This window comes from Butyrivibrio sp. AE3006 (assembly GCF_000424165.1).
In the GTDB taxonomy this organism is placed as follows: Bacteria; Bacillota; Clostridia; order Lachnospirales; family Lachnospiraceae; genus Butyrivibrio.
Map to the genome: position 1 here is coordinate 132,965 of NZ_AUJJ01000001.1, position 20,897 is coordinate 153,861.

The 20,897-nt window shown below is 43.2% G+C and carries 20 protein-coding genes; 17 read left to right on the top strand and 3 right to left on the bottom strand.

Annotated features, from left to right (window positions below; translation table 11 throughout):
• Positions 1–140: 140 nt before the first annotated feature.
• From G603_RS0100510 to G603_RS0100530, 5 genes are all read left to right on the top strand, one after another.
• Positions 141–1,025 (top strand): branched-chain amino acid ABC transporter permease, encoded by an 885-nt coding sequence (locus tag G603_RS0100510; RefSeq protein WP_026525587.1) that lies wholly within the window; start codon positions 141–143, stop codon positions 1,023–1,025.
• A gap of 82 nt (positions 1,026–1,107) precedes the next feature.
• Positions 1,108–2,154: a branched-chain amino acid ABC transporter permease gene (locus tag G603_RS0100515; protein ID WP_026668969.1), complete on the top strand. Its 1,047-nt coding sequence runs from the start codon at positions 1,108–1,110 to the stop codon at positions 2,152–2,154.
• 1 nt (position 2,155) lies between these two features.
• A complete protein-coding gene (locus G603_RS0100520) occupies positions 2,156–2,914 on the top strand; it encodes an ABC transporter ATP-binding protein (protein WP_026668970.1) in 759 nt (252 codons plus the stop codon).
• A gap of 97 nt (positions 2,915–3,011) precedes the next feature.
• Entirely contained in the window at positions 3,012–3,722 is a 711-nt protein-coding gene (locus G603_RS0100525) for an ABC transporter ATP-binding protein (RefSeq protein ID WP_026668971.1), read from the top strand.
• 92 nt (positions 3,723–3,814) lie between these two features.
• Positions 3,815–4,453: an AAA family ATPase gene (locus G603_RS0100530; RefSeq protein WP_026525583.1), complete on the top strand. Its 639-nt coding sequence runs from the start codon at positions 3,815–3,817 to the stop codon at positions 4,451–4,453.
• Here the strand turns inward: G603_RS0100530 and G603_RS0100535 are convergent.
• The 3 genes from G603_RS0100535 to G603_RS0100545 all read right to left on the bottom strand — a co-directional run bounded on the left by G603_RS0100535 (position 4,445) and on the right by G603_RS0100545 (position 7,547).
• The gene (locus G603_RS0100535; RefSeq protein WP_026668972.1) at positions 4,445–5,371 is read right to left on the bottom strand and encodes a LysR family transcriptional regulator; all 927 of its coding nucleotides are present in this window, start codon (positions 5,369–5,371) and stop codon (positions 4,445–4,447) included. The genes G603_RS0100530 and G603_RS0100535 overlap by 9 nt on opposite strands.
• A gap of 66 nt (positions 5,372–5,437) precedes the next feature.
• Positions 5,438–6,346: a PLP-dependent cysteine synthase family protein gene (locus tag G603_RS0100540; RefSeq protein ID WP_026668973.1), complete on the bottom strand. Its 909-nt coding sequence runs from the start codon at positions 6,344–6,346 to the stop codon at positions 5,438–5,440.
• Between the two features lie 52 nt (positions 6,347–6,398).
• Entirely contained in the window at positions 6,399–7,547 is a 1,149-nt protein-coding gene (locus G603_RS0100545; protein WP_026668974.1) for a trans-sulfuration enzyme family protein, read from the bottom strand.
• Between the two features lie 336 nt (positions 7,548–7,883).
• On the opposite strand from G603_RS0100545, the gene G603_RS0100550 reads away from it, so the two are divergent.
• The 12 genes from G603_RS0100550 (at position 7,884) to G603_RS0100605 (ending at position 20,883) form a co-directional block, all read left to right on the top strand.
• Positions 7,884–9,380: a nitrogenase component 1 gene (locus tag G603_RS0100550; RefSeq protein WP_026668975.1), complete on the top strand. Its 1,497-nt coding sequence runs from the start codon at positions 7,884–7,886 to the stop codon at positions 9,378–9,380.
• A gap of 39 nt (positions 9,381–9,419) precedes the next feature.
• Positions 9,420–10,754, top strand: coding sequence for a nitrogenase component 1 (locus tag G603_RS0100555; protein WP_026668976.1), 1,335 nt, complete (start codon positions 9,420–9,422; stop codon positions 10,752–10,754).
• Positions 10,755–10,889: 135 nt separating this feature from the next.
• On the top strand, positions 10,890–11,732 hold the full coding sequence (gene nifH / locus G603_RS0100560; protein WP_026525577.1) for a nitrogenase iron protein: 843 nt from the start codon (positions 10,890–10,892) through the stop codon (positions 11,730–11,732).
• Between the two features lie 26 nt (positions 11,733–11,758).
• On the top strand, positions 11,759–13,018 hold the full coding sequence (locus G603_RS0100565) for a radical SAM protein (protein ID WP_081669769.1): 1,260 nt from the start codon (positions 11,759–11,761) through the stop codon (positions 13,016–13,018).
• A 90-nt stretch (positions 13,019–13,108) separates the two neighbouring features.
• Positions 13,109–13,891, top strand: a complete 783-nt coding sequence (locus G603_RS0100570) for a methionine ABC transporter ATP-binding protein (protein ID WP_026668978.1) — start codon at positions 13,109–13,111, stop codon at positions 13,889–13,891.
• Positions 13,888–14,598: a methionine ABC transporter permease gene (locus G603_RS0100575; protein ID WP_026668979.1), complete on the top strand. Its 711-nt coding sequence runs from the start codon at positions 13,888–13,890 to the stop codon at positions 14,596–14,598. Before G603_RS0100570 ends, G603_RS0100575 begins: the two co-directional genes overlap by 4 nt.
• A 67-nt stretch (positions 14,599–14,665) precedes the next feature.
• Positions 14,666–15,568 (top strand): MetQ/NlpA family ABC transporter substrate-binding protein, encoded by a 903-nt coding sequence (locus tag G603_RS0100580; protein ID WP_026668980.1) that lies wholly within the window; start codon positions 14,666–14,668, stop codon positions 15,566–15,568.
• 400 nt (positions 15,569–15,968) lie between these two features.
• Positions 15,969–17,270, top strand: a complete 1,302-nt coding sequence (locus G603_RS0100585; RefSeq protein WP_026668981.1) for an O-acetylhomoserine aminocarboxypropyltransferase/cysteine synthase family protein — start codon at positions 15,969–15,971, stop codon at positions 17,268–17,270.
• Positions 17,271–17,355: 85 nt separating this feature from the next.
• Positions 17,356–17,883, top strand: a complete 528-nt coding sequence (locus G603_RS0100590) for a carboxymuconolactone decarboxylase family protein (protein WP_026668982.1) — start codon at positions 17,356–17,358, stop codon at positions 17,881–17,883.
• A gap of 66 nt (positions 17,884–17,949) precedes the next feature.
• Complete coding sequence (locus G603_RS0100595) at positions 17,950–18,756, top strand: mycofactocin-coupled SDR family oxidoreductase (protein WP_026668983.1); 807 nt, start codon at positions 17,950–17,952, stop codon at positions 18,754–18,756.
• A 133-nt stretch (positions 18,757–18,889) separates the two neighbouring features.
• A complete protein-coding gene (gene cysK, locus G603_RS0100600; protein ID WP_026668984.1) occupies positions 18,890–19,825 on the top strand; it encodes a cysteine synthase A in 936 nt (311 codons plus the stop codon).
• Positions 19,826–19,986: 161 nt separating this feature from the next.
• Positions 19,987–20,883: a LysR family transcriptional regulator gene (locus G603_RS0100605; RefSeq protein ID WP_026668985.1), complete on the top strand. Its 897-nt coding sequence runs from the start codon at positions 19,987–19,989 to the stop codon at positions 20,881–20,883.
• Positions 20,884–20,897: the final 14 nt, after the last annotated feature.

Sequence of the window (20,897 nt, forward strand, 5' to 3'; positions counted from 1 at the left end):
TCCATGATATACGAATTGCTCCATGACTATCGTCATTTTGACAATTATCATGGTATAATATAATATCGCAAGGTTGCGAGGAATGCTGTCAAAGGCATTCCTCGTTCTTTTAAGAAATTTCTTTAGTGTTGGAGGAGTATATGAGTTTTTTAGTTTACCTCATCAATGGCCTGAGTCTGGGCAGTATATATGCGATTATTGCCCTTGGCTACACTATGGTATACGGAATTGCCAAGATGCTGAATTTCGCACACGGTGATTTCATCATGGTGGGCTGTTATGTTATATTCACAATCTGTTCTACGCTCAGCGGTAATACTTTTGTTGGAATTATCGCAGCCGTGATTTTGTGTACACTGCTTGGTGTCACCACAGAGAAAGTAGCATACAAGCCGCTTCGAGGCGCAGCATCTCCTCTGGCTGTTCTTATTACTGCTATCGGTGTCAGTTATTTCCTTGAAAATCTGGCCCTTCTTATTTTCGGAGCAGATATTAAATCATTTTCATCAGTGGTTGCATGGCAGGGGCTTTCCTTTGCAGGTGGCGATCTGAAAATCCAGGGTGTAACCATAGTTACCATTCTTACAAGCGTGGTAATTCTTATCGTTCTTCAGCTTTTTATTCACAAAACAAAGGAAGGACAGGCAATGCTTGCAGTTGCTGAGGATAAGGGCGCTGCTATGCTCATGGGAATCAATGTAAACAAGACTATTTCCCTGACCTTCGCAATCGGTTCAGCTCTTGCAGCTATAGCAGGTGCGCTTTTGTGTTCTGCATATCCTTCACTTTCACCTTATCTTGGTGCTATGCCCGGTATCAAGGCATTCGTCGCAGCCGTATTTGGTGGTATCGGATCAATACCCGGAGCCATGATCGGCGGACTTGTTCTTGGAATAGTAGAAATTCTCAGCAGAACCTACATCTCATCACAGCTTTCAGATGCCATTGTGTTCGGTATTTTGATCGTTGTATTACTTGTAAAACCTACAGGCTTATTAGGTAAGAAAATTCAAGAAAAAGTATAACTCTTGGTGAGGTTCTTTCGAACCCAGAGTTTACTTTTGTTCTGGCGAGCGTAGCGAGAGCAGAACTTCATTGGAGGAAATAATGAGTGCAGAAAAAAAGCGAATAAAGAGTAATTTAATAACATACGGAATCGTGATCGGTTTGTATCTGGTCATGGAGATTCTTATGAAGACTGGTAATCTGTCCAGTCATTTAAAGGGACTATTGGTGCCCATGACCTATTATGCGATCATCGCTGTGGCTCTTAATCTTTGCGTAGGTATTCTTGGAGAGCTCAGTATCGGTCATTGCGGCTTTATGTGTATAGGCGCTTTTGCAAGCTCCATTTTTTCAAAGCTTACACAGAACGCACTTCCCACACCCGTTAGATTTTTCATGGCATTTGTTGTGGGAATCGCTGTGGCAGCGCTGTTTGGATTTTTGATCGGTATCCCTGTACTTAGACTTAAGGGAGACTATCTTGCAATCGTTACCCTGGCTTTTGGTGAGATCATTAAAAACGTTATCAATGCTATTTATTTTGGTGTTGATTCAAAGGGAGCACACATTTCTCTTAACAACGTTATGGATCTTGGAATGGAACCCGATGGTCAGGTAATAATTAACGGAGCTATGGGTATCACAGGTACTCCAAGAGATGCTAATTTTACCATAGCTATAGTTGTGCTTTTACTTGCGCTTTTCGTGGTACTTAATCTGATGAATTCAAGAGATGGCCGTGCAATCATGGCTGTTCGTGATAACAGCATCGCAGCTGAGTCTGCAGGCATTAACGTAACCCGTTACAAGATGATGGCCTTCACAATCTCAGCAGCTATTGCAGGTGCAGCCGGAGTTCTTTTCTCACATAACATTACTTCACTTACGGCTACATCCCAGTACTTTGGTTACAACGCATCCATCATGATTTTGGTGTATGTGGTACTTGGCGGAATCGGAAATATCAGAGGCTCTGTAATCGCAGCAGCAATTTTATATCTGCTTCCTGAGATGCTCAGAGGCCTTAATACATACAGAATGCTTATCTACTCAATTGTTCTTATAGTAATGATGCTCTTTAACTGGGCACCTGCTGCAGTTGATTGGAGAAACAGGGTAAAACACAAATTTATTAAGAGGAATGCGTAATATGACATTACTTCAGGTTAATAATTTAAGTATTGCATTTGGCGGACTTCGTGCCGTAGATGACTTTAGTCTGGAAATTGAAAAGGGAGAGCTGTACGGACTTATCGGACCAAACGGTGCCGGCAAGACCACGGTGTTCAACCTTTTAACAGGCGTTTATAAGCCCAACGAAGGTATCATCCGCCTTGATGGTGAAGACATCACCAGGAAAAAAACAATAGAGATCAATCATGCGGGCATTGCCAGAACCTTCCAGAATATCCGTCTTTTCCATCAGATGTCTGTTATCGACAATGTAAAGGTGGGACTGACAGAGCGCTTTAAGTACAGCGGAATAGAAGGCGTGCTTCACGTTGGCAGATATAAGGCCATGGAAAAAGCTATGGATGAGGAAGCCATGAAGCTTCTCAAGGTATTTGACCTTGACTCTGAGAGAGATGTACTTGCAAGTAATCTCCCCTATGGTAAACAGAGAAAGCTTGAGATAGCAAGAGCAATGGCAACATCACCAAAGCTCCTTCTTCTCGATGAGCCCGCAGCGGGCATGAACCCCAACGAGACAGCAGAGCTTATGGATACCATCGCCCTTGTCCGCAAGGAGTTCGATATGACGATCCTTCTTATCGAGCACGATATGAAGCTAGTATCAGGTATCTGTGAGAAACTGACAGTTCTTAACTTTGGTCGTGTCCTTAAACAGGGCGAGACAAAAGAGGTTCTTAGTGATCCTGAGGTCATAGCTGCATATCTTGGGGGCTGAGCGAACTTGGCGAGGTATTATCGAGCCTGGTTCGAACGTGTTCTGGCGAGCGAAGCGAGAGCAGAACTTCCTTATGAAAAACAATTGAGGAGAAATTATGTCATTATTAGAGGTTAAAAACTTAAGCGTAAACTACGGCGTTATCAAGGCGCTTAAAGGAATATCTTTTCATGTGGATAAGGGTGAAATCGTTGCACTTATCGGTGCAAACGGAGCCGGCAAGACCACAACACTACACACACTTTCAGGACTTTTAAAGCCCTCAGAGGGTGAGATTACCTATAAAGAAAATAATCTTGTTACCACGCCGGGACATAAGATCGTATCCCTTGGTATGGCTCAGGTTCCTGAGGGAAGAAGAGTTTTTGCGGATATGACTGTTTTGCAGAATCTTAAGATGGGTGCATATACCAGAGATAATGCGGATGAGTTCCAGAAGACACTTGAGATGGTATACAAGAGATTCCCAAGACTGGAAGAGAGAAAGGATCAGCTTTCAGGAACTCTTTCAGGCGGTGAGCAGCAAATGCTTGCAATGGGTAGAGCACTTATGTCACATCCTGATATAATACTAATGGATGAGCCCTCAATGGGACTTTCACCTATTTTTGTTAATGAGATTTTCAGTATCATCGAGGATGTGAACAAGGATGGAGTTACGGTCCTGCTGGTTGAGCAGAACGCCAAAAAGGCACTTACCATTGCTGACAGGGCTTACGTTCTTGAGACAGGAAGCATTGTCAAGGAAGGTAAGGCAAGCGACCTTTTGAATGATGAATCCATTAAGAAAGCATATCTTGGAGAATAAGAATTCATAATTAAAATACTAAAACCCTTTCACCTCAAAAGGGGAAGGTGTCAGCGAAGCTGACGGATGAGGGTATAGGAGGATATTTCCAAATGAGAAATATAGTCATTACTATAGCGAGACAGTACGGAAGCGGCGGAAGAACCGTCGGTAAGATGCTGGCTGATGAGCTTGGTATCCATTATTATGACAAGGAGCTTTCCAAGGTTGCCTCGGAGCTTAGTGGAATTAACGAGAGCTATTTTGTGGATGCTGATGAGAAGGTTAAAAGAAGCTGGAAGAGTAAGCTTGTTTCCACAATATATGACGGTAGTCTGAAAAAGCCCGGTGACTCTGATCTAACATCAGATGAGAATATTTTCAGTAATCAGGCAAAGGCCATCAAATATCTTGCTGAAAAGGGTGAGCCCTGTGTTATAGTGGGCAGATGCGCAGATTTTGTTTTAAAGGATTATAACAATGCGCTGAGAGTTTTTGTCCATGCAGATCATGACTTCCTTATGAGAGAAGCCGGCAAGGTTCAGAGCCTTACAGGAAAAGATTTAGAGAAATACATTGCCCAGATCGACAAGGCAAGAGCAGACTATTACGAGTATCATACGGGAAAAGTCTGGACTGATGCCCTGAACTACGATCTGTGTCTTGACAGTGGTAAGCTTGGTTTTGCCAAGTGCGTGGAAGCCATAAAGGCCTACGCAAAAGTCAGATTTGGAGAAGACTGCTTACTCTAAGATATTGTTTTTGTATTTTGATATTTCTTCAATGTACATTTTTCCAATATCACTTATGATGGCATTTTTTCTGGATATGTAGCCTATGGTCATCTTTTCATCTACGTTCAGTTTGATGGCGCAGTAGTCATCACCGTTAAGGTCTTCGCAGATGATACCGGAGCAGAGGGTGTAACCGTTAAGCCCCTTTATCAGGTTAAGCATGGTTGCCCTGTCATTTGCTCTGATCGATCTGTGATAGTGCCTTGTACTGAGGACTTCCTCAGAATAATATGCAGAATTATGTTCCCCCTGGTTGAAAGAAAGGCAAGGGTACTTATCCAGCTCGCTGAGCTCGATCATTTCACCTGACTTTAGCTTTTCTTTTGCCAGGGGATTTCCTTTGCTCAGATATGCATAAATGTGGCAGTCAAAAAGCGGAGTGAAGGCCACATTTGCTTCGGAAAATACTTTACTTAGAACCTTTTCATTAAAATCATTCAGGTATAAAATACCAAGTTCACTGTTCTGATTTTTTACGTTCTTTATTACGTCATAGGTTTTTGTTTCCTTTATTTCAAATTCATATTCATCGCAGCCATATTCTTTTACAAGCTCAATAAAGGCATTCGTAGCGAAGGTGTAATGCTGGGTTGAGACACTAAAAGACCGTTTCACACCTTGTTTTGAGATGAACTTGGCATTAAGAATATCGTACTGTTCAACAACGGATTTTGCATAGCCGATGAACTCTTCACCTTTTGCAGTGAGAGTTACACCGGTCTTTGATCTAATAAAAATATCAAATCCAAGCTCGCTTTCTAAGGAGTGCATGGCTCCTGTCAGACTGGGCTGTGATATGAACAGCTTTTTTGCTGCGTCGTTCAATGAATTTTCCTTTGAAATTGCAATGGCATAATATAACTGGTTGAGTGTCAATGTTGTAAGCCTTTCGTTTTCAAAATGTTTTGAGTAATTGTTCTAAGCTGTAAACGACCTGGAAAATCAAAATAATCCCTTGCTGAAATATCTGTCACCTCTGTCAGGGAATACAGTAACAATGTTACCTTCATCTATTTCTTCCGCAAGTTTAAGCGCTGCTGTGAGAGCAGCACCTGAGGATGAACCTGCAAGGATACCTTCCTGCTTTGCCAGCCTTCTGGAGGTCTCAAAGGCCTCTTTATCAGTGATTTTTATAACCTTATCTACAAGAGTGATGTCCATGGTATTAGCAATAAAATCATTTCCTATACCTTCGATATCATAGTCAGCATGCTCGCCGCCACCAATGATGGAACCCACAGGATCTGCAAGAACACCCTTTATATCGAGATTTTGTTCCTTAAGATATTTAGTAATTCCTGAGAAGGTTCCGCCGCTTCCTGCACCTGCTACAAAGTAATCAATCTGACCATCCATCTGACGATAGATCTCCGGACCTGTTGTTTCGTAATGAGCAAGAGGGTTGGCAGGGTTTTGGAACTGCTTAAGTGAGATCGCACCGGGAATACTTTTTATAATTTCGTCTGCCTTTTTATCTGCGCCAAGCATTCCTTCTTCTCTTGGTGTGTGTACAATCTCAGCGCCAAGAGCCTCCATTACCTTTAACTTTTCTGCTGAGAATTTTTCAGGTACTGCAAATATGATACGGTAGCCCTTATTTAGTGCTGCGATGGCGATACCAATTCCCGTATTACCTGCTGTGGCATCTACAATTGTTCCGCCAGGTTTTAGTATTCCGCGCTTTTCAGCGTCCCTTATCATATACTGTCCAACTCTGTCCTTTACGCTGCCTGCAGGGTTGTAGAGCTCTAACTTTGCAAAAATATTAACGCCTTCCTTTACTCCTAAATGAGTGAGTTTCATGATCGGTGTGTTACCTATAAGCTCATGAACATTCATGTATACATCCATTGTCTTCTCCTCCTGATATTTGTCTGACTGACTTTATAAGCCGCTGCTTCGATTACTTTGATGCTTCAATTGCCTGTTTAAGATCAGCAATGATATCGTCTACGTTTTCAATTCCTACTGACAATCTGATAAGCTCATCAACGATACCTACCTGCTTTCTGATCTCATAGGGTATTGCTGCGTGAGTCATGGAAGCGGGATGGCATACCAGAGACTCCACGCCCCCAAGGGATTCAGCAAGAGTTACAAGCTTAAGGGCCTTTACGAATTTTCTGTAGTCATAGCCTTTATTAAGTACAAAGGAGATCATTGCTCCCGGGCCATCTGCCTGTTTTTTCTGAATCTCATAACCGGGATCTGACTTAAGACCCGGATAGTAGACTTTTTCTACATAGCCGCTTTCTGAAAGCCACTCAGCGATTTTTTGTGCATTTGCAACGTGTCTGTCCATGCGTACCCCAAGGGTTTTGATTCCTCTTATCATAAGGAAGCTGTCCCAGGGAGCAAGAACGCCGCCGATGGCATTTTGCAAATAGTAGAGCCTTTCGGAAAGTGCCTTGTCATTTACTACTACAAAGCCTGAAATTGTATCGCTGTGGCCGCCAAGGTACTTGGTTCCGCTGTGGATTACGATGTCAGCACCAAGGTCGATGGGCCTTTGAAGATAGGGTGTAAGGAAAGTGTTATCCACTATAAGAAGCTTGTCATTCTTTTTAGCGATCTCAGAAACTGCTTTGATATCTGTAATAGTAAGAAGAGGATTTGCAGGGCTCTCAACGTAGATAGCCTTTACCTCGGGAGATATAGCATTTTCAATCTCACTAAGATCAGAAGTATTTACGATTTCATAGGTGATTCCAAAGTTTTTGAATACATTATCAAGTATTCGGAAGGTTCCGCCATAGATATTGTCTGAAACAATAAGCTTATCACCGGATTTAAACAGTGAAAGAACTGTATTTATAGCTGCAAGACCTGAGGCAAATGCAAGACCGTACTGACCATGCTCAAGATCTGCTACAAGCTTTTCAAGGGCTGCTCTTGTGGGATTACCTGTTCTTGAGTATTCCCAGCCTCTGTTTTCTCCAATGCCGTCCTGCTTATATGTAGAAGTCTGATAAACCGGTACGTTAACAGCTCCTGTAGTTTCATCCCCATCAATACCGCCGTGAATTAAAAGTGACTCGATTTTGTAGCTCATAATTTTTCTCCTCCGTTAACTAATATTTTGCGAAATATGTTTTACATATTTAACCTATCGGTTTAGTAGTTAATAAGTTTATACATTCTATGCCCTATAACTGTCAACGAATCTGCAAAAGGGAAAAGTTATCGCTGTTTATAATCTCTGCTTATTTCAAGCTAAAACCTTTAACAGGTTGCAGATTATAGGGAATACCTATAGCTCTCTATAACAATCACATATTATACAGGTAGGTAAATGGTCGATATAATCACTTTCAATATCAAACGGCACAAATAAGCAGCACAGGAGAGGCGCTTTTGAAGTGACCAGATAGGTAGGAGGAGAGGGAAAATGTCTACAATAAACATTTTGGAGCCAAGTGTTCAGATACGTGAAAAAAGACTTGGAACTATAAATGCATTTACGGGACCTGCTTCAGAAATCGTACAAAGATCAGAAGACGGCAGTCTTAAGGATGCTAAAAGAAAGTTTTCACAGTGTCTTGGATGTAACGCACAGCAGGCGTTCTGTCAGCTGGCAATGATAAAAGATGTAGTAGTAATAAATCATGCACCTATCGGGTGCGCAGGGGAATTCTCAGATTTCAATTTTACCTACAGAGTAGAACAGGAAAAGAGAGACTTACCTGAAAATATAGGTAGATATTTTTCTACCAATATTCAGGAAAAGGATACAGTTTTCGGAGCAACCAAAAAGCTTGAGGAAACGATCCACACCGCTTATGAAAGAATTCATCCCAGGGCGATTTTCATTACAACCTCCTGTGCATCAGGAATAATTGGTGAGGATATCGAGTCCGTTGCAGATAAGGCATCAAAGGAGCTGGGCATTCCGGTAGTTACCTGTTCCTGTGAGGGCTTCAGATCAAAGGTATGGACAACAGGCTTTGATGCGGCTTATCACACAGTTCTTAGAGGAATTGTAAAGCCTCCCACCAAAAAGACAAAGAAGATTAACGTGGTTAACTTCTGGGGAAGTCACGTATTTGATGAAATCTTTGAAAGGTTCGGATATGAAGCACAGTACATTATGCCTTTTGCTTCTATAGAAGAGCTTGAACACTGTAGTGAGGCAGCAGCCACAATTCATATTTGTCCCTCCCTTTCGACATATATGGGCGCTGGCCTCTCACAGTTATACGGAGTTCCTGAGATTACAGCACCTCCGGCATACGGAATAGATGGCACAGACGGTTGGCTCAGAGCGTTAGGAAAAGTACTCGGCAAAGAAGATGTAGCGGAAGAGCTGATCAAAGAAGGTCATGAAAAATACGTACCGGAAATAGACAAGCTTAAGGAACGCTTCAAAGGTAAAAGAGCCTACGTTACAGCAGGAGCGGCCCACGGTCAGGCTCTTATCCATCTCCTTAGAGAGCTTGGATTTGACGTAGTGGGAGCCAGCGTTTTCCATCATGATCCCGTATATGACAGCGGCGACAGAAATATGGATGTTCTGGCTCATGCAGTAAAAACCTACGGTGATGTAAAGGATTACAGAGTCTGCAACAAGCAGAGCTGCGAGCTGGTAAATGCTCTTATCAGAAGTAAGCCTGATTTCATCATGGCAAGACATGGCGGAATGACACTTTGGGGAGCAAAGCTTGGAATTCCCACTCTTCTTATAGGAGATGAACAGTTCGGTATAGGCTACAAGGGAGCTCTGAACTACGCAAGAAGAATTGATGAAACTCTGGATTCCATAGAGTTTATAAAGAATTTTTCCAAGCATGCATCCAATCCATATACAGAGTGGTGGCTGACTCAGGAACCCGGTTACTTCCAGGGTGGAGGCAGCGGCGGATGCAGACCGGCTGCGAAGGTAGTTTGATACCGGCTTAAAAATGTGTTTTTCGGGAGGATATGAAAAATGTCAGGAACAATAGAACAGCCAAGATTTACCTGCGGTCTGGGATCCATACAGAGCGTGGTGGCTATAAAAAAAGGAGTACCGATACTTCATTCAGGTCCCGGCTGCGGCGGCCAGATCACAAGACTTATAGGTCAGGGCGAGGGCTATGCAGGCGGATCCACAGCACCCTGCACCAATGCAGAGGAAGCGGATGTTGTATTTGGCGGAGAAAAGAAGCTCCGCAGCGTTATAGAAAATTCCTTCAAGGTAATCGACGGAGATTTATATGTAGTTGTTACAGGTTGTACAGCTGCTATCACCGGTGATGATGTGGCTGCAGTAACAGGAAAATTCCAACTTGATGACAAGCCAATCGTATATGTTGAGGAAGGCGGCTTTAAGAGTAACAACTATGCAAGCCATGAAAGACTTGTAAACGCCATCATTGATCAGTACGTTGATAAATTCAAGGAGAGCGATGAAAAAATTCCGCGCCTTGTAAATGTATTTGCTTCCATTCCATATCAGGATCCCTATTGGAGTGGCAATCTTGAGGGAATAAAGAAAGTACTTGAGGACATCGGACTTAAGGTAAACATCCTGTTTGGTAATGAGTCCGGCGGCGTTGAGGAGTGGAAAACAATTCCTAATGCAGAGTTCAACATCGTAGTAGGACCCTGGGTGGGAATCAAAATCGCAAAGCACCTTAAGGTTAAATACAAACAGCCTTACATCCAGTTCCCTTACTTGCCTATCGGAGCAATCGAAACTTCAAGATTCCTCAGAACAGTTGCAAACTTCGCTGAACTTGATAACGAGAAGGTTGAAAGCTACATAAAGTCAGAGGAAGCAAAGTATTATTCCCACATTGAAAAGATGGCAGATTTCATGCTGGAGTTCAGATATGGAATTCCCAGAAGAGTTTATTCAATTGCAGACAGCTCTTACTCACTAGGTTTTTCAAAATTTCTGCTTAATGAACTGGGAATCATCCCGGGACCTCAGTACATAGTTGATGATATCCCTGAAAAATATCAGGACTACGTAAGAGAGCAGTTTGAGAATTTATCAGAGCTTCAGAGGAAGAGAGATATCGAAGTGGTCTTTGATCCCGATGCCGGCAAGAACCAGCAACGACTTGAAGAGGATGCTAAAAAATACGAGGATAAGAGAATTCTTATTCTTGGAAGCTCATGGGATAAGAATCTAGCAGACAAAATTAAGGCTGACCTTCTTATCATCTCAGTTCCTGTGCAGCACAGACTGATCATGAACTGCGGATATACAGGCTATGCAGGAGGACTTCGCGCAATAGAGGATATCTACGACAGAGTTCTTGCAACCTACAGATAATGAATAACAAAAGAAACAAATCACAAGAACAAGGCTAATTAAATAATAAACGAAGATGCCCAACTCAAAGCCTTCTCCCTTCCAGGGAGAAGGTGGCACGAAGTGCCGGATGAGGGTCAAAGAGGAGAGTATGAAATGAGACAAATAGCTATCTACGGAAAAGGTGGAATAGGAAAATCAACAACAACCCAGAACCTTACAGCAGGCCTTGCAGAGCTTGGTAAAAATGTCATGGTTGTAGGATGTGATCCCAAGGCTGATTCAACAAGACTTCTTCTTAACGGTCTTGCGCAGAAGACAGTTCTTGATACCCTTCGCGAGGAGGGTGAGGTGGATGATCTTGACCTCATCATGAAAACAGGCTTTGGCGGAATAAGATGCGTTGAGTCAGGCGGCCCTGAGCCCGGCGTAGGCTGTGCAGGCCGAGGAATCATCACATCAATCGGAATGCTTGAGGATCTTGGTGCATACACAGAGGATCTTGATTATGTTTTCTATGACGTTCTTGGAGACGTTGTATGCGGCGGCTTCGCAATGCCCATAAGAGAAGGAAAAGCAAAGGAAATCTATATCGTAGCTTCAGGTGAGATGATGGCTCTTTATGCGGCTAACAATATCTGCAAGGGTATTCAGAAGTATGCTCTTAAGGGCGGCGTAAGACTTGGCGGAATCATTTGCAATAGCAGAAATGTAGACAGAGAGCATGATCTTCTTAATGCATTTGCAAGGGAACTTGGAAGCCAGCTCATCTATTTTGTACCCAGAGATAACGAGGTTCAGCGTGCGGAGATCAACAGAAAGACTGTTATCGACCACAATCCTACTCATCCTCAGGCAAGGGAGTACAGACATCTTGCAGAAGCAATCGAAGCAAACGAGCAGTTCGTAATTCCAAAGCCCATGACTCAGGAAAGACTTGAAGAAATCCTTATCGAGTTTGGTCTTATGGAGAATCTTAAGGATAGCTACGCGATATAAAAAGGTACAGAAGGTTGGTGATTTAAATGATTATCAGAACGGCATTCGCCACCAGCGACGGAGTAAGTGTAGACAGACATTTCGGAGCCGCAGAGCGATTTGACATATATGAAATTAATACTGAAGCAGACGACTACAAAAGAGTTGAGATCAGACAGGTAGAGAGAGCCTGTCTTGATCACAAGCATCATGACGAGCGAATGGATGCCGTGACAGAGACAATTGAGGATTGCCATGCAGTATTTGCTGAATGCAGCGGAAACGGTGCAAGAACAGTGCTTGAGAGAAAGCAGGTTCAGGCCATTGATGTGGACAGACCTGTAGTTATGATCTTAGATAATATCCTTCACGGAAGGGTTAAGCTCATTGATTCAAGATATACAGAGATAGTAAAGCCCAGGAAAAATCAGAACTTCCAGCATCTTCAAAAAAAGCATCCCTGCATGAGCGGAGGGGCAAATATGACAGCAGGCAGAATCCATCTTCCCGTCAGTCCTTCCTGCAACATTCAGTGTAAATTCTGCACTCGCCGTTTTGATAAGTCACTTATAAGACCCGGCGTCAGCTCACTGGTATTAAAGCCCCAGGAGGCAGTGGAAACAATTAAGAGAGCAAAGGAATTATGCCCTGAGCTTTCGGTTGTTGGAATCGCTGGCCCAGGTGATACGCTGGCAACAGATTCAGCCCTTGAAACCTTTGCTTTGGTAAAGAAGGAATATCCCGAGCTTATAAGCTGCCTTTCAACCAATGGCTTCTGCCTTTCCAAAAAGGTGGACAGAATTGCAGAGATTGGAATCGAGACCATAACAGTTACCGTCAATGCCATCGATCCTGAGATCGAGGCACAGATCAACGAGTTTGTCATCGATGAAAACGGCGTAAAGCATGAGGGTATCGAGGGAGCAGAGCTTCTTATAAAGAATCAGCTTGAAGGAATAAAGCGTGCTGTAGAACTGGGAATTGTTGTTAAGATCAACAGCGTTATGGTACCGGGAATAAACAGCTCACACATAGAAGAGGTTGCTAAAAAGGTCTCAGAACTTGGAGCTTCAATACTTAATATCATTCCTCTTATTCCGCAGAACGGAATGGCTGATATACCGGCACCTACCTGCCACGAGCTTGAAGAGGTAAGACAGAGAGCAGGAAGATACATTGAAGTTTTCAGACACTGCCAGCATTGCAGAGCAGATGCTCTTGGAATTCCCGGTTCTGGAAAAGACCTTCACACAGAGCTTTATAAAGGTAGAACAGAGGAGGTGGCTGAGACCTTCAGTCACGGTTAAGACTATAGCAAACGTCAAAAAGTATTTGCTGTTTACTTTAAAAAGACATAAAGGGGAAATGCCCGGAAAATCCGGTCATGTAAAACAGATATGAGTTATGTCGAAATTGAGAATTTACAAAAAACATATAACGTTCGGGGAGAAAACTTAGAGGTTCTAAAGGGAATAGATTTAGAGGTCGAGCAGGGAGAGATTTATGGCATCATCGGTTTTAGCGGAGCAGGTAAATCGACCCTTGCAAGATGCATCAACAGGCTTGAAACACCAAATGGCGGTTCCATAAAGGTTGGAGGAGTGGACATCCTCTCCCTTGATAAAAAGCAGCTCCTTGAGGAGAGAAGAAAAATAGGAATGGTTTTCCAGAATTTCAATCTTTTCGATTCAAGAACCGTGTATAGGAATATCGCCTATCCCTTGGAGGTCAGTGGTTTTCCGAAAAACAAAATTAAGGAAAGAGTTCTTGAAACCGCAGAGCTTGTGGGACTATCCGACAAGCTGGATGCATATCCGGGAGGCTTATCCGGCGGACAAAAGCAGAGAGTTGGAATAGCAAGGGCACTTGTTAATAAGCCTGAGCTCCTTCTTTCAGATGAAGCCACATCGGCCCTGGATCCACAGACCACGATTCAGATTCTTGATCTTTTAAAGGAAATAAATAAAAAGGCAGGCATAACGATCCTGATGATAACCCACGAGCTTGACGCCATCAGATACAGCTGTAACAGAATGGCCGTTTTAGAGGAAGGGAAGATCATCGAGAAGGGAACCGTTGCAGGAATTTTCAATAATCCCAAGAGCAGGACAGGTGAACTGTTCGCCAAGGTATTTAATGAGTTCCAGAATATCAGCCTGTCGGAGGGAGCCGGAATATGAGTTTACTTGATTCATCTTTATGGGATGTTATCAAAGCTTCCTTCAATCCTGATATTTGGAAGGAGCTTGTAACACCTGTCGGAGAGACAATTTACATGACGGTCATATCGTCGCTTATAGTTTTGATCTTTGGAATACTACTTGGGATTTTTCTTACTATTACAAGCCCTGATGGACTGCTTCCGCTGACGGCGCCTTATGTGACCGCAGGATGGATCATTAACGTCCTTCGTTCACTACCACAGATGGTAATGATAATACTGATGATACCTGTAGCAAGACTAATCTTTGGAAAATCCTACGGCACCAACGCATGTATCATCGCCATATCAGCCAGCTGTATTCCTATGTATGCACGAATTGTTGAGAGCTCGCTTTTGGAAATAGGAAAGGGAAAAATTGAGGCAGCCAAATCCATAGGAAGCACGAATTTTCAGATAATCACCAAGGTGATCATCCCCGAAACATTGCCCGGTCTCATAAGAGGCTTCACGGTGGCGGTCATTTCCGTCATTTCCATGACAGCCCTGGCCGGAATGTTCGGGGCAGGGGGAATCGGCGACATAGCCGTAAGATTTGGATACCAGAGATTCCAGCATGACAGGCTTTTCGCCTGCGTATACATTCTTGTAATCCTTGTTCAGCTGACACAGGGGATTGGAAATCTCGTATCAAACAGAATACTTAAAACCAGAAATCTACTTTAGGTTCTTCCGCTTTTTAAGCGATAAGAATAGACACTAAACGCTAAGCACATTTAAGGAGGAAAAACACATGAAAAAAAGGACACTATCTATCATTCTCACAACAGTAACAGCTTTATCAGTTCTTGCAGGCTGCGGAAAAAGCGCAGGTGATAAGGCAGAGGCTGCAGCAACAGTAGCCGATGAAGTGGCAGATGCCACAGAGGAAGTATCTGATGATGCAGTAGCAACTTCAGATGCATCTGAGGGAGAAACCGTTGTACTTAAGGGTATCGTAGATCTGGTACCTCACTCAGAAATCATCGAGTATGTTAAGCCCAAGCTTGCTGAGCAGGGAATCGAGATCGATCTTGTTGCAACAGCAGCAGATTCAACAACCAATGAGAAGTTAAACGCAGGGGAGATAGACTTTAACTACTTCCAGCATGACCCTTATCTTCAGTCAGAGATTGAAGCAAACGGTTATGATCTTGTGGATGCCGGAGATATCCACGTTGAGCCTATCACTGCTTATTCAGACAAGTACACATCAAAGGATGAGATCAAGGATGGCGACGTAGTAGCTATTCCCAATGATGCTACAAATGAGTACCGTGCCCTTAGAATCTTAGAGCAGAACGGATTCATCAAGCTTGCTGACGGTGTAGAGGATTCACTTAGCGCTTCCGTTTCGGATATTGAAGAGTACACAGTTCAGCTTGAGATTGTAGAGCTTGATTCAGCTCAGATCATTCCTACAAAGGATGACTACGATTTCTTTATCACAAACACAAACAAGGCTCTTGAAGCAGGTATTGATTCAGCAAGGCTTTTCAGTGAAGGTGCAGACAGCCCATATGCTAACATCATCGCTGTAAGAACTGAGGATAAGGATAACCCGGCAATACAGGCACTGGTGGCAGCGCTTCTTGATGAGGATACCCAGAAGTTCATTGAGGATAAGTATAATGGCGCAGTTATTCCTGTTAAGTGATAACCTTAGGTTTATCGCTCACGAAAACTATTACTTATTACTAAACCTATTGACACGGTAGGCAAATATGAGTTAACATTAGCACATAGAAAGCAGCAGGAAATAAACTAACAAAAGTAAGGAGAAATGTGCAATGTTTAACTTATCATCTGTAAAAGTAAATATGATGTGTTGTCGAATGTCGGACTTCCGGGCATGTGAAATGGCTGGTGTGCGGTCTTGTCGACTTATGCATCAGATGTACTGATAGAGGATAAGAAAAGACAATTCTCTAGAGTAGTAAACCATTAGCCCGGAGCTTTTCAGTTAAAAGCACCGGGCTATTTTTTTACTTACAGGTTATCGAATTTTGGAAAGAACAAACGACAACAAAAGAACTAATTTAGTGGAGGAAAAAAGTATGTCAAGAGAAAACAGTTTTAGCGCAAAAGCAATCAGAGCAGGATATGATCCGAAGGATCACTTCAATTCAGTTAACCCGCCAATATATCAGACAGCATCCTTCGATCTTATTGATATCGATAGAACAAGACGTCTTTGGACAGGAGCTGAGGCCGGAGGAATTTACTCAAGAGTGGGTAATCCCACAGGAGCAATCCTTGAAGCCAGAATTGCAGAGCTTGAGGGTGGAAAAGCAGCAGTTGCACTTTCCTCAGGAATGGCAGCAATCACATATACACTTCTGCTTCTCGGACAGGGTGGTGGTAACATCGTATCTGGTTCATCACTTTACGGAGCAGCAATGCTGAACCTCATAAAGTTCCTTCCCAAGTACGGAATTACAACCAAGTTTGTAGAGGACAGAAATAACCCTGCAGCATACGAGGAACTTATCGATGAGAACACCAAGGCAATTTACCTTGAATCCATCAGCAATCCAAATGCAGAGCTTTACGACATAGATGCTATCTCTGAGGTTGCACATAAATACGGAGTTCCGGTAGTAGTTGATAACACTGTTGCAACTCCTTATCTGTACAGACCTTTTGAGCACGGTGCAGACATTGTTGTTTACTCAGCGACTAAAGAAATAAACGGACATGGCAATGTGATCGCAGGTCTTGTAGTTGAAAAGGGTGACTTCCCCTTCGATGAGAAGAAATATCCGCAGTTCTATGAGAAGGAATGGAAGATGAGAGATCTTCAGGATAACAAGAGAAGCGCAGTTGAGTTCATTCCCGGCGCTCCGGTTATCGCATCTCTTAAGATTTTCTTTACAGAGTTCTTCGGTGGAGCCCTCGGTTCCTTCGAGTCCTATCTGGTACTCCAGGGATTGTCAACGCTTACTGTTCGTCTTGATAAGAAGCTTCAGACTACAAGGAAAATCGTAGAATTTCTTGAAAGCAGAGATGAGGTTGAGTGGGTGAGATATCCTTACGCAAAGGGCAGCCAGTACAAAGAGCTTGCTGACAGAGACTTCCCTAAGGGCCCCGGCGCACTTCTTTCCTTTGGCTTTAAGGGCACAAGAGAGCAGGAAGGTATTTTCATAAAGTCACTTAAGAACTTCTCTTACCACGTAAACATCGGAGATGTGAGATCACTAATCACCAATCCTCCGGAAAATACACATACTGAGCTTGAGCCTGAATACCACAAGCTTGCAGATATTCCGAAGAACCTTATCAGACTTTCAATCGGTCTTGAGGACGCAGAGGACCTTATCGCAGATCTTGAGCAGGCATTTGAGAAGGCTTTTGCCTGATTAAAGCCTTCTCCTCCTTAAGGGGGAGAAGGTGGCACGAAGTGCCGGATGAGGGGGAGAAAAATAACAAATCGGAGGAATAACCATGGCATACATATCACAACTTAAATACGAAAACGCACCGGAGAAGACAAAGAAAGTAATTGATGAATGGGTGAAGGAGCATGGTCCCCTTACCAACATGAAGGAGACACTTATCCACTCATTACCGGCCTTCCATGCACTTATGGAATGGTTCCCGTTAGAGGAAGATATTGAGAGCTTCCTGGGAGAGAGAGCTGTTAATTTTTTCTGCTATGCAATATCGACAACCAACGACTGCCTTCTTTGCAGCGTGTTTTTCAAAAAGATACTGGATGATGCGGGAATCGACTTTGAGACCTTTGATTTCACGGAGGAAGAGAAGATTCTGATAGATTACGGACGAGCAATTGTTAAGGATGCAAACAGCATACCGCCGGAGATTTTTGACAGGCTTCATGAAAAGTGGAATGAGGAACAGATAGTATCCATCACTGCATTTGCAACAATTATGATCGCCACCAATATCATTAACAAGACGTTGCAGATAGAGCTGGATGAGGAGCTTATCCCTTATTCAAAGAGAAAATAAAGAAAAGGTTTGTCTGCTTTTATTATGGAAAAAGAGGAGTGAAGCAGACAGCCAAAGGAGGAGTATATGGCTAAGGAGTTTGATAATAAAACGATTTTTATAACAGGTGCTGCAAAGGGTCAGGGAAGAGCAGTAGCTTTGGCTTTCGCAGAGGAAGGCGCAAATATCATAGCCTTCGATTTGGGGGAGAGAATTCCATATCCCGCTTACAACAGATCATCCAACGAGGATTTGGAAAAGCTTAAGAGTGATGTGGAGGCTGCCGGCGGAAAGATACTTATATACGCAGGCGATGTTAGAAAAGCAGAGGATCTTAAGGAAGCGGTAGACCGTGGAGTCAAGGAATTTGGCGGTGTCGATATTCTTTTCAGTAATGCCGGAATTGCTGCTTATGGCTATTCTTGGGAGCTGACTGAGGAGCAGTGGGATGCACTTATAGATGTTAATCTTAAGGGCGGATTTTTGGCATCAAAATATGTTATTCCTCACATGATCGAGAAAAAGAGCGGAGTAATCATTTACAACTCATCTGTTGGCGGACTTCGCGGCTTTAATCGCATGAGTCATTACTCAGCATCAAAGCATGGTCTTGTGGGCCTTACAAAATCCCAGGCAATTGAGCTTGCACCTTACGGAGTGCGTGTAGTATCGCTGCATCCTACAGGAGTTAATACTCCCATGAATGATGGTCTTGCTGAGCTTGAGGGAACAACTGCAATTGAGATAGCAGAGAGATCTGCCGGCAACCTTTTAAAGACACCATGGCTGGAGACAGAGGACATCGTAGAAGCTGTAAAGTACATAGCAAGTGACAGAGCAAGATATCTGACGGGAAGCCAGTTTGTACTTGATGCAGGACTTCTGACCAGATAGAGGTCTAAGTAAAACTTATATCTGGCAATTAGTTTTACTTGTTTTTACAAAACATTGCCATGTGCTACCATAATATCAACAACAAAGAACGAAGCCGAGTTACAAATAACAAAAGTATTGGAGGAGAAAGAAAATGGCACAGATTAAAGAAAGCGCACTTGAACTTATTGGTAAGACACCACTTCTTAAATTAAATGGATATAGTAAAAATGCAGGAGTTACAAATGCAACAATCTTAGCAAAGCTTGAGTACTTAAATCCTGCAGGATCAGTTAAGGACAGAATCGCCCTTGCAATGATCGAAGAAGCAGAAAAGAGCGGAAAGCTTAAGCCCGGCGCAACAATTATAGAGCCCACATCAGGTAACACAGGAATCGGACTTGCAGCAGTAGCAGCAGCTAAGGGCTACAAGGCAATCCTTACACTTCCTGATACCATGAGTGTTGAGAGAAGAAATCTTCTTAAGGCATACGGCGCAGAGCTGGTACTTACAGAAGGCGCTAAGGGAATGAAGGGAGCAATTGCAAAGGCTGAGGAGCTTGAGAAGGAGATTGAAGGATCAATCATCCTTGGACAGTTTGTGAATCCCGCAAACCCTGCTGTACATAAAGCAACGACAGGCCCCGAGATCTGGGAGCAGACAGACGGTAAGGTTGATGTGTTCATCGCAGGCGTTGGTACCGGCGGAACAATCACAGGTGTAGGCGAATACCTTAAGGAGCAGAATCCTACTGTTAAGGTTATCGCAGTTGAGCCCGCATCAAGCCCCGTTCTTTCACAGGGTACTTCAGGAGCTCATAAGATTCAGGGTATCGGCGCAGGCTTCGTACCGGATGTTCTTAACACCAAGGTATACGACGAAGTAATCGCTATAGAAAACGAAGATGCTTTCGAAGAAGGCAGAAGATTCGCACACTCCGAAGGTATTCTTGTTGGCATCTCATCCGGTGCAGCCCTTAAGGCAGCAAGAATTCTTTCAGAGAGAGAAGAGTACAAGGGAAAGAACATAGTAGTTCTCCTTCCCGACTCAGGAGACAGATATCTGTCTACACCGCTTTTTGCAAACTAAGCAAACTTACCAAGATAACATACAGACATCTCATACTGCCAAAGAGATGTTTTTGCCAAAGCTCAGTATGCCACTGAGTAAATCTAAATAATCCTTCCTACTACAATAAGCTGTAATGTGGTATCATGTTTGAAACGAACTATCATTGGGGGAGCCTCAACATGACCATATTACAGCTTAAATATGTTATTGCAATAGATGAAGAATGCTCCATGCGAAAAGCTGCTGACAGACTCTATGTTTCGCAGCCGGGACTTTCCAGTGCAGTCAGAGATCTTGAGAGTGAGCTGGGCATTCAGATTTTTGAAAGAGTACATAACGGCGTCGTGACTACCGCAGCAGGTGCCTCTTTTATTGCCTACGCAAGAAGTGCGGTAGAGCAGTTTGAGAAGGTCGAGAATAAATACCTTAGCGGCAAGGGACACAAGCCTACATTTTCCGTATCAATGCAGCATTACACAATCGCTGTTAATGCATTTATCGAGACCGTCAGAGAGTATGACCTTGAGGAGTATCAGTTTTCCATCAGAGAGACCCAGACCGGCGAGGTTATAGAAGATATCAAGACCTTGAAAAGTGAAGTTGGGGTAATCGCCCTCAGCGACTTTAATAAGAGCACTTTTAAAAAGGTTTTTGCAGACGCATCATTAGAATTCCACGAGTTATTCACTAGAAATACCTATGTTTATTTAAGAAAAGATCATCCTCTTGCAGACAGAGATGAGCTGTCCTTGGAGGATCTTCAGGATTATCCCTGCATGGTTTTTGATCAGGGTGACAATACCTCCTTCTATTACAGAGAGGAGGCCCTTGCAACCTATGATTACAAGAAGGTTATCAGTACCAACGAGAGAGCCACATCCGTTGAGCTTATGCTTGGACTTGACGGCTACGCAGTAGGTGCTGCCATGCTTGGAGACAGTCTAAATTCCGCAGATTTAAAAGCTGTAAAGCTTAAGGAAGAGGAGACCCTGACCTTTGGATATATCACAAGAAAGGGAACTACCTTAAGCGAAATGGCGCAGACTTTTGTAGAAAAACTGGAAAGCGTTAAATAGGCAAATAGTAGGGG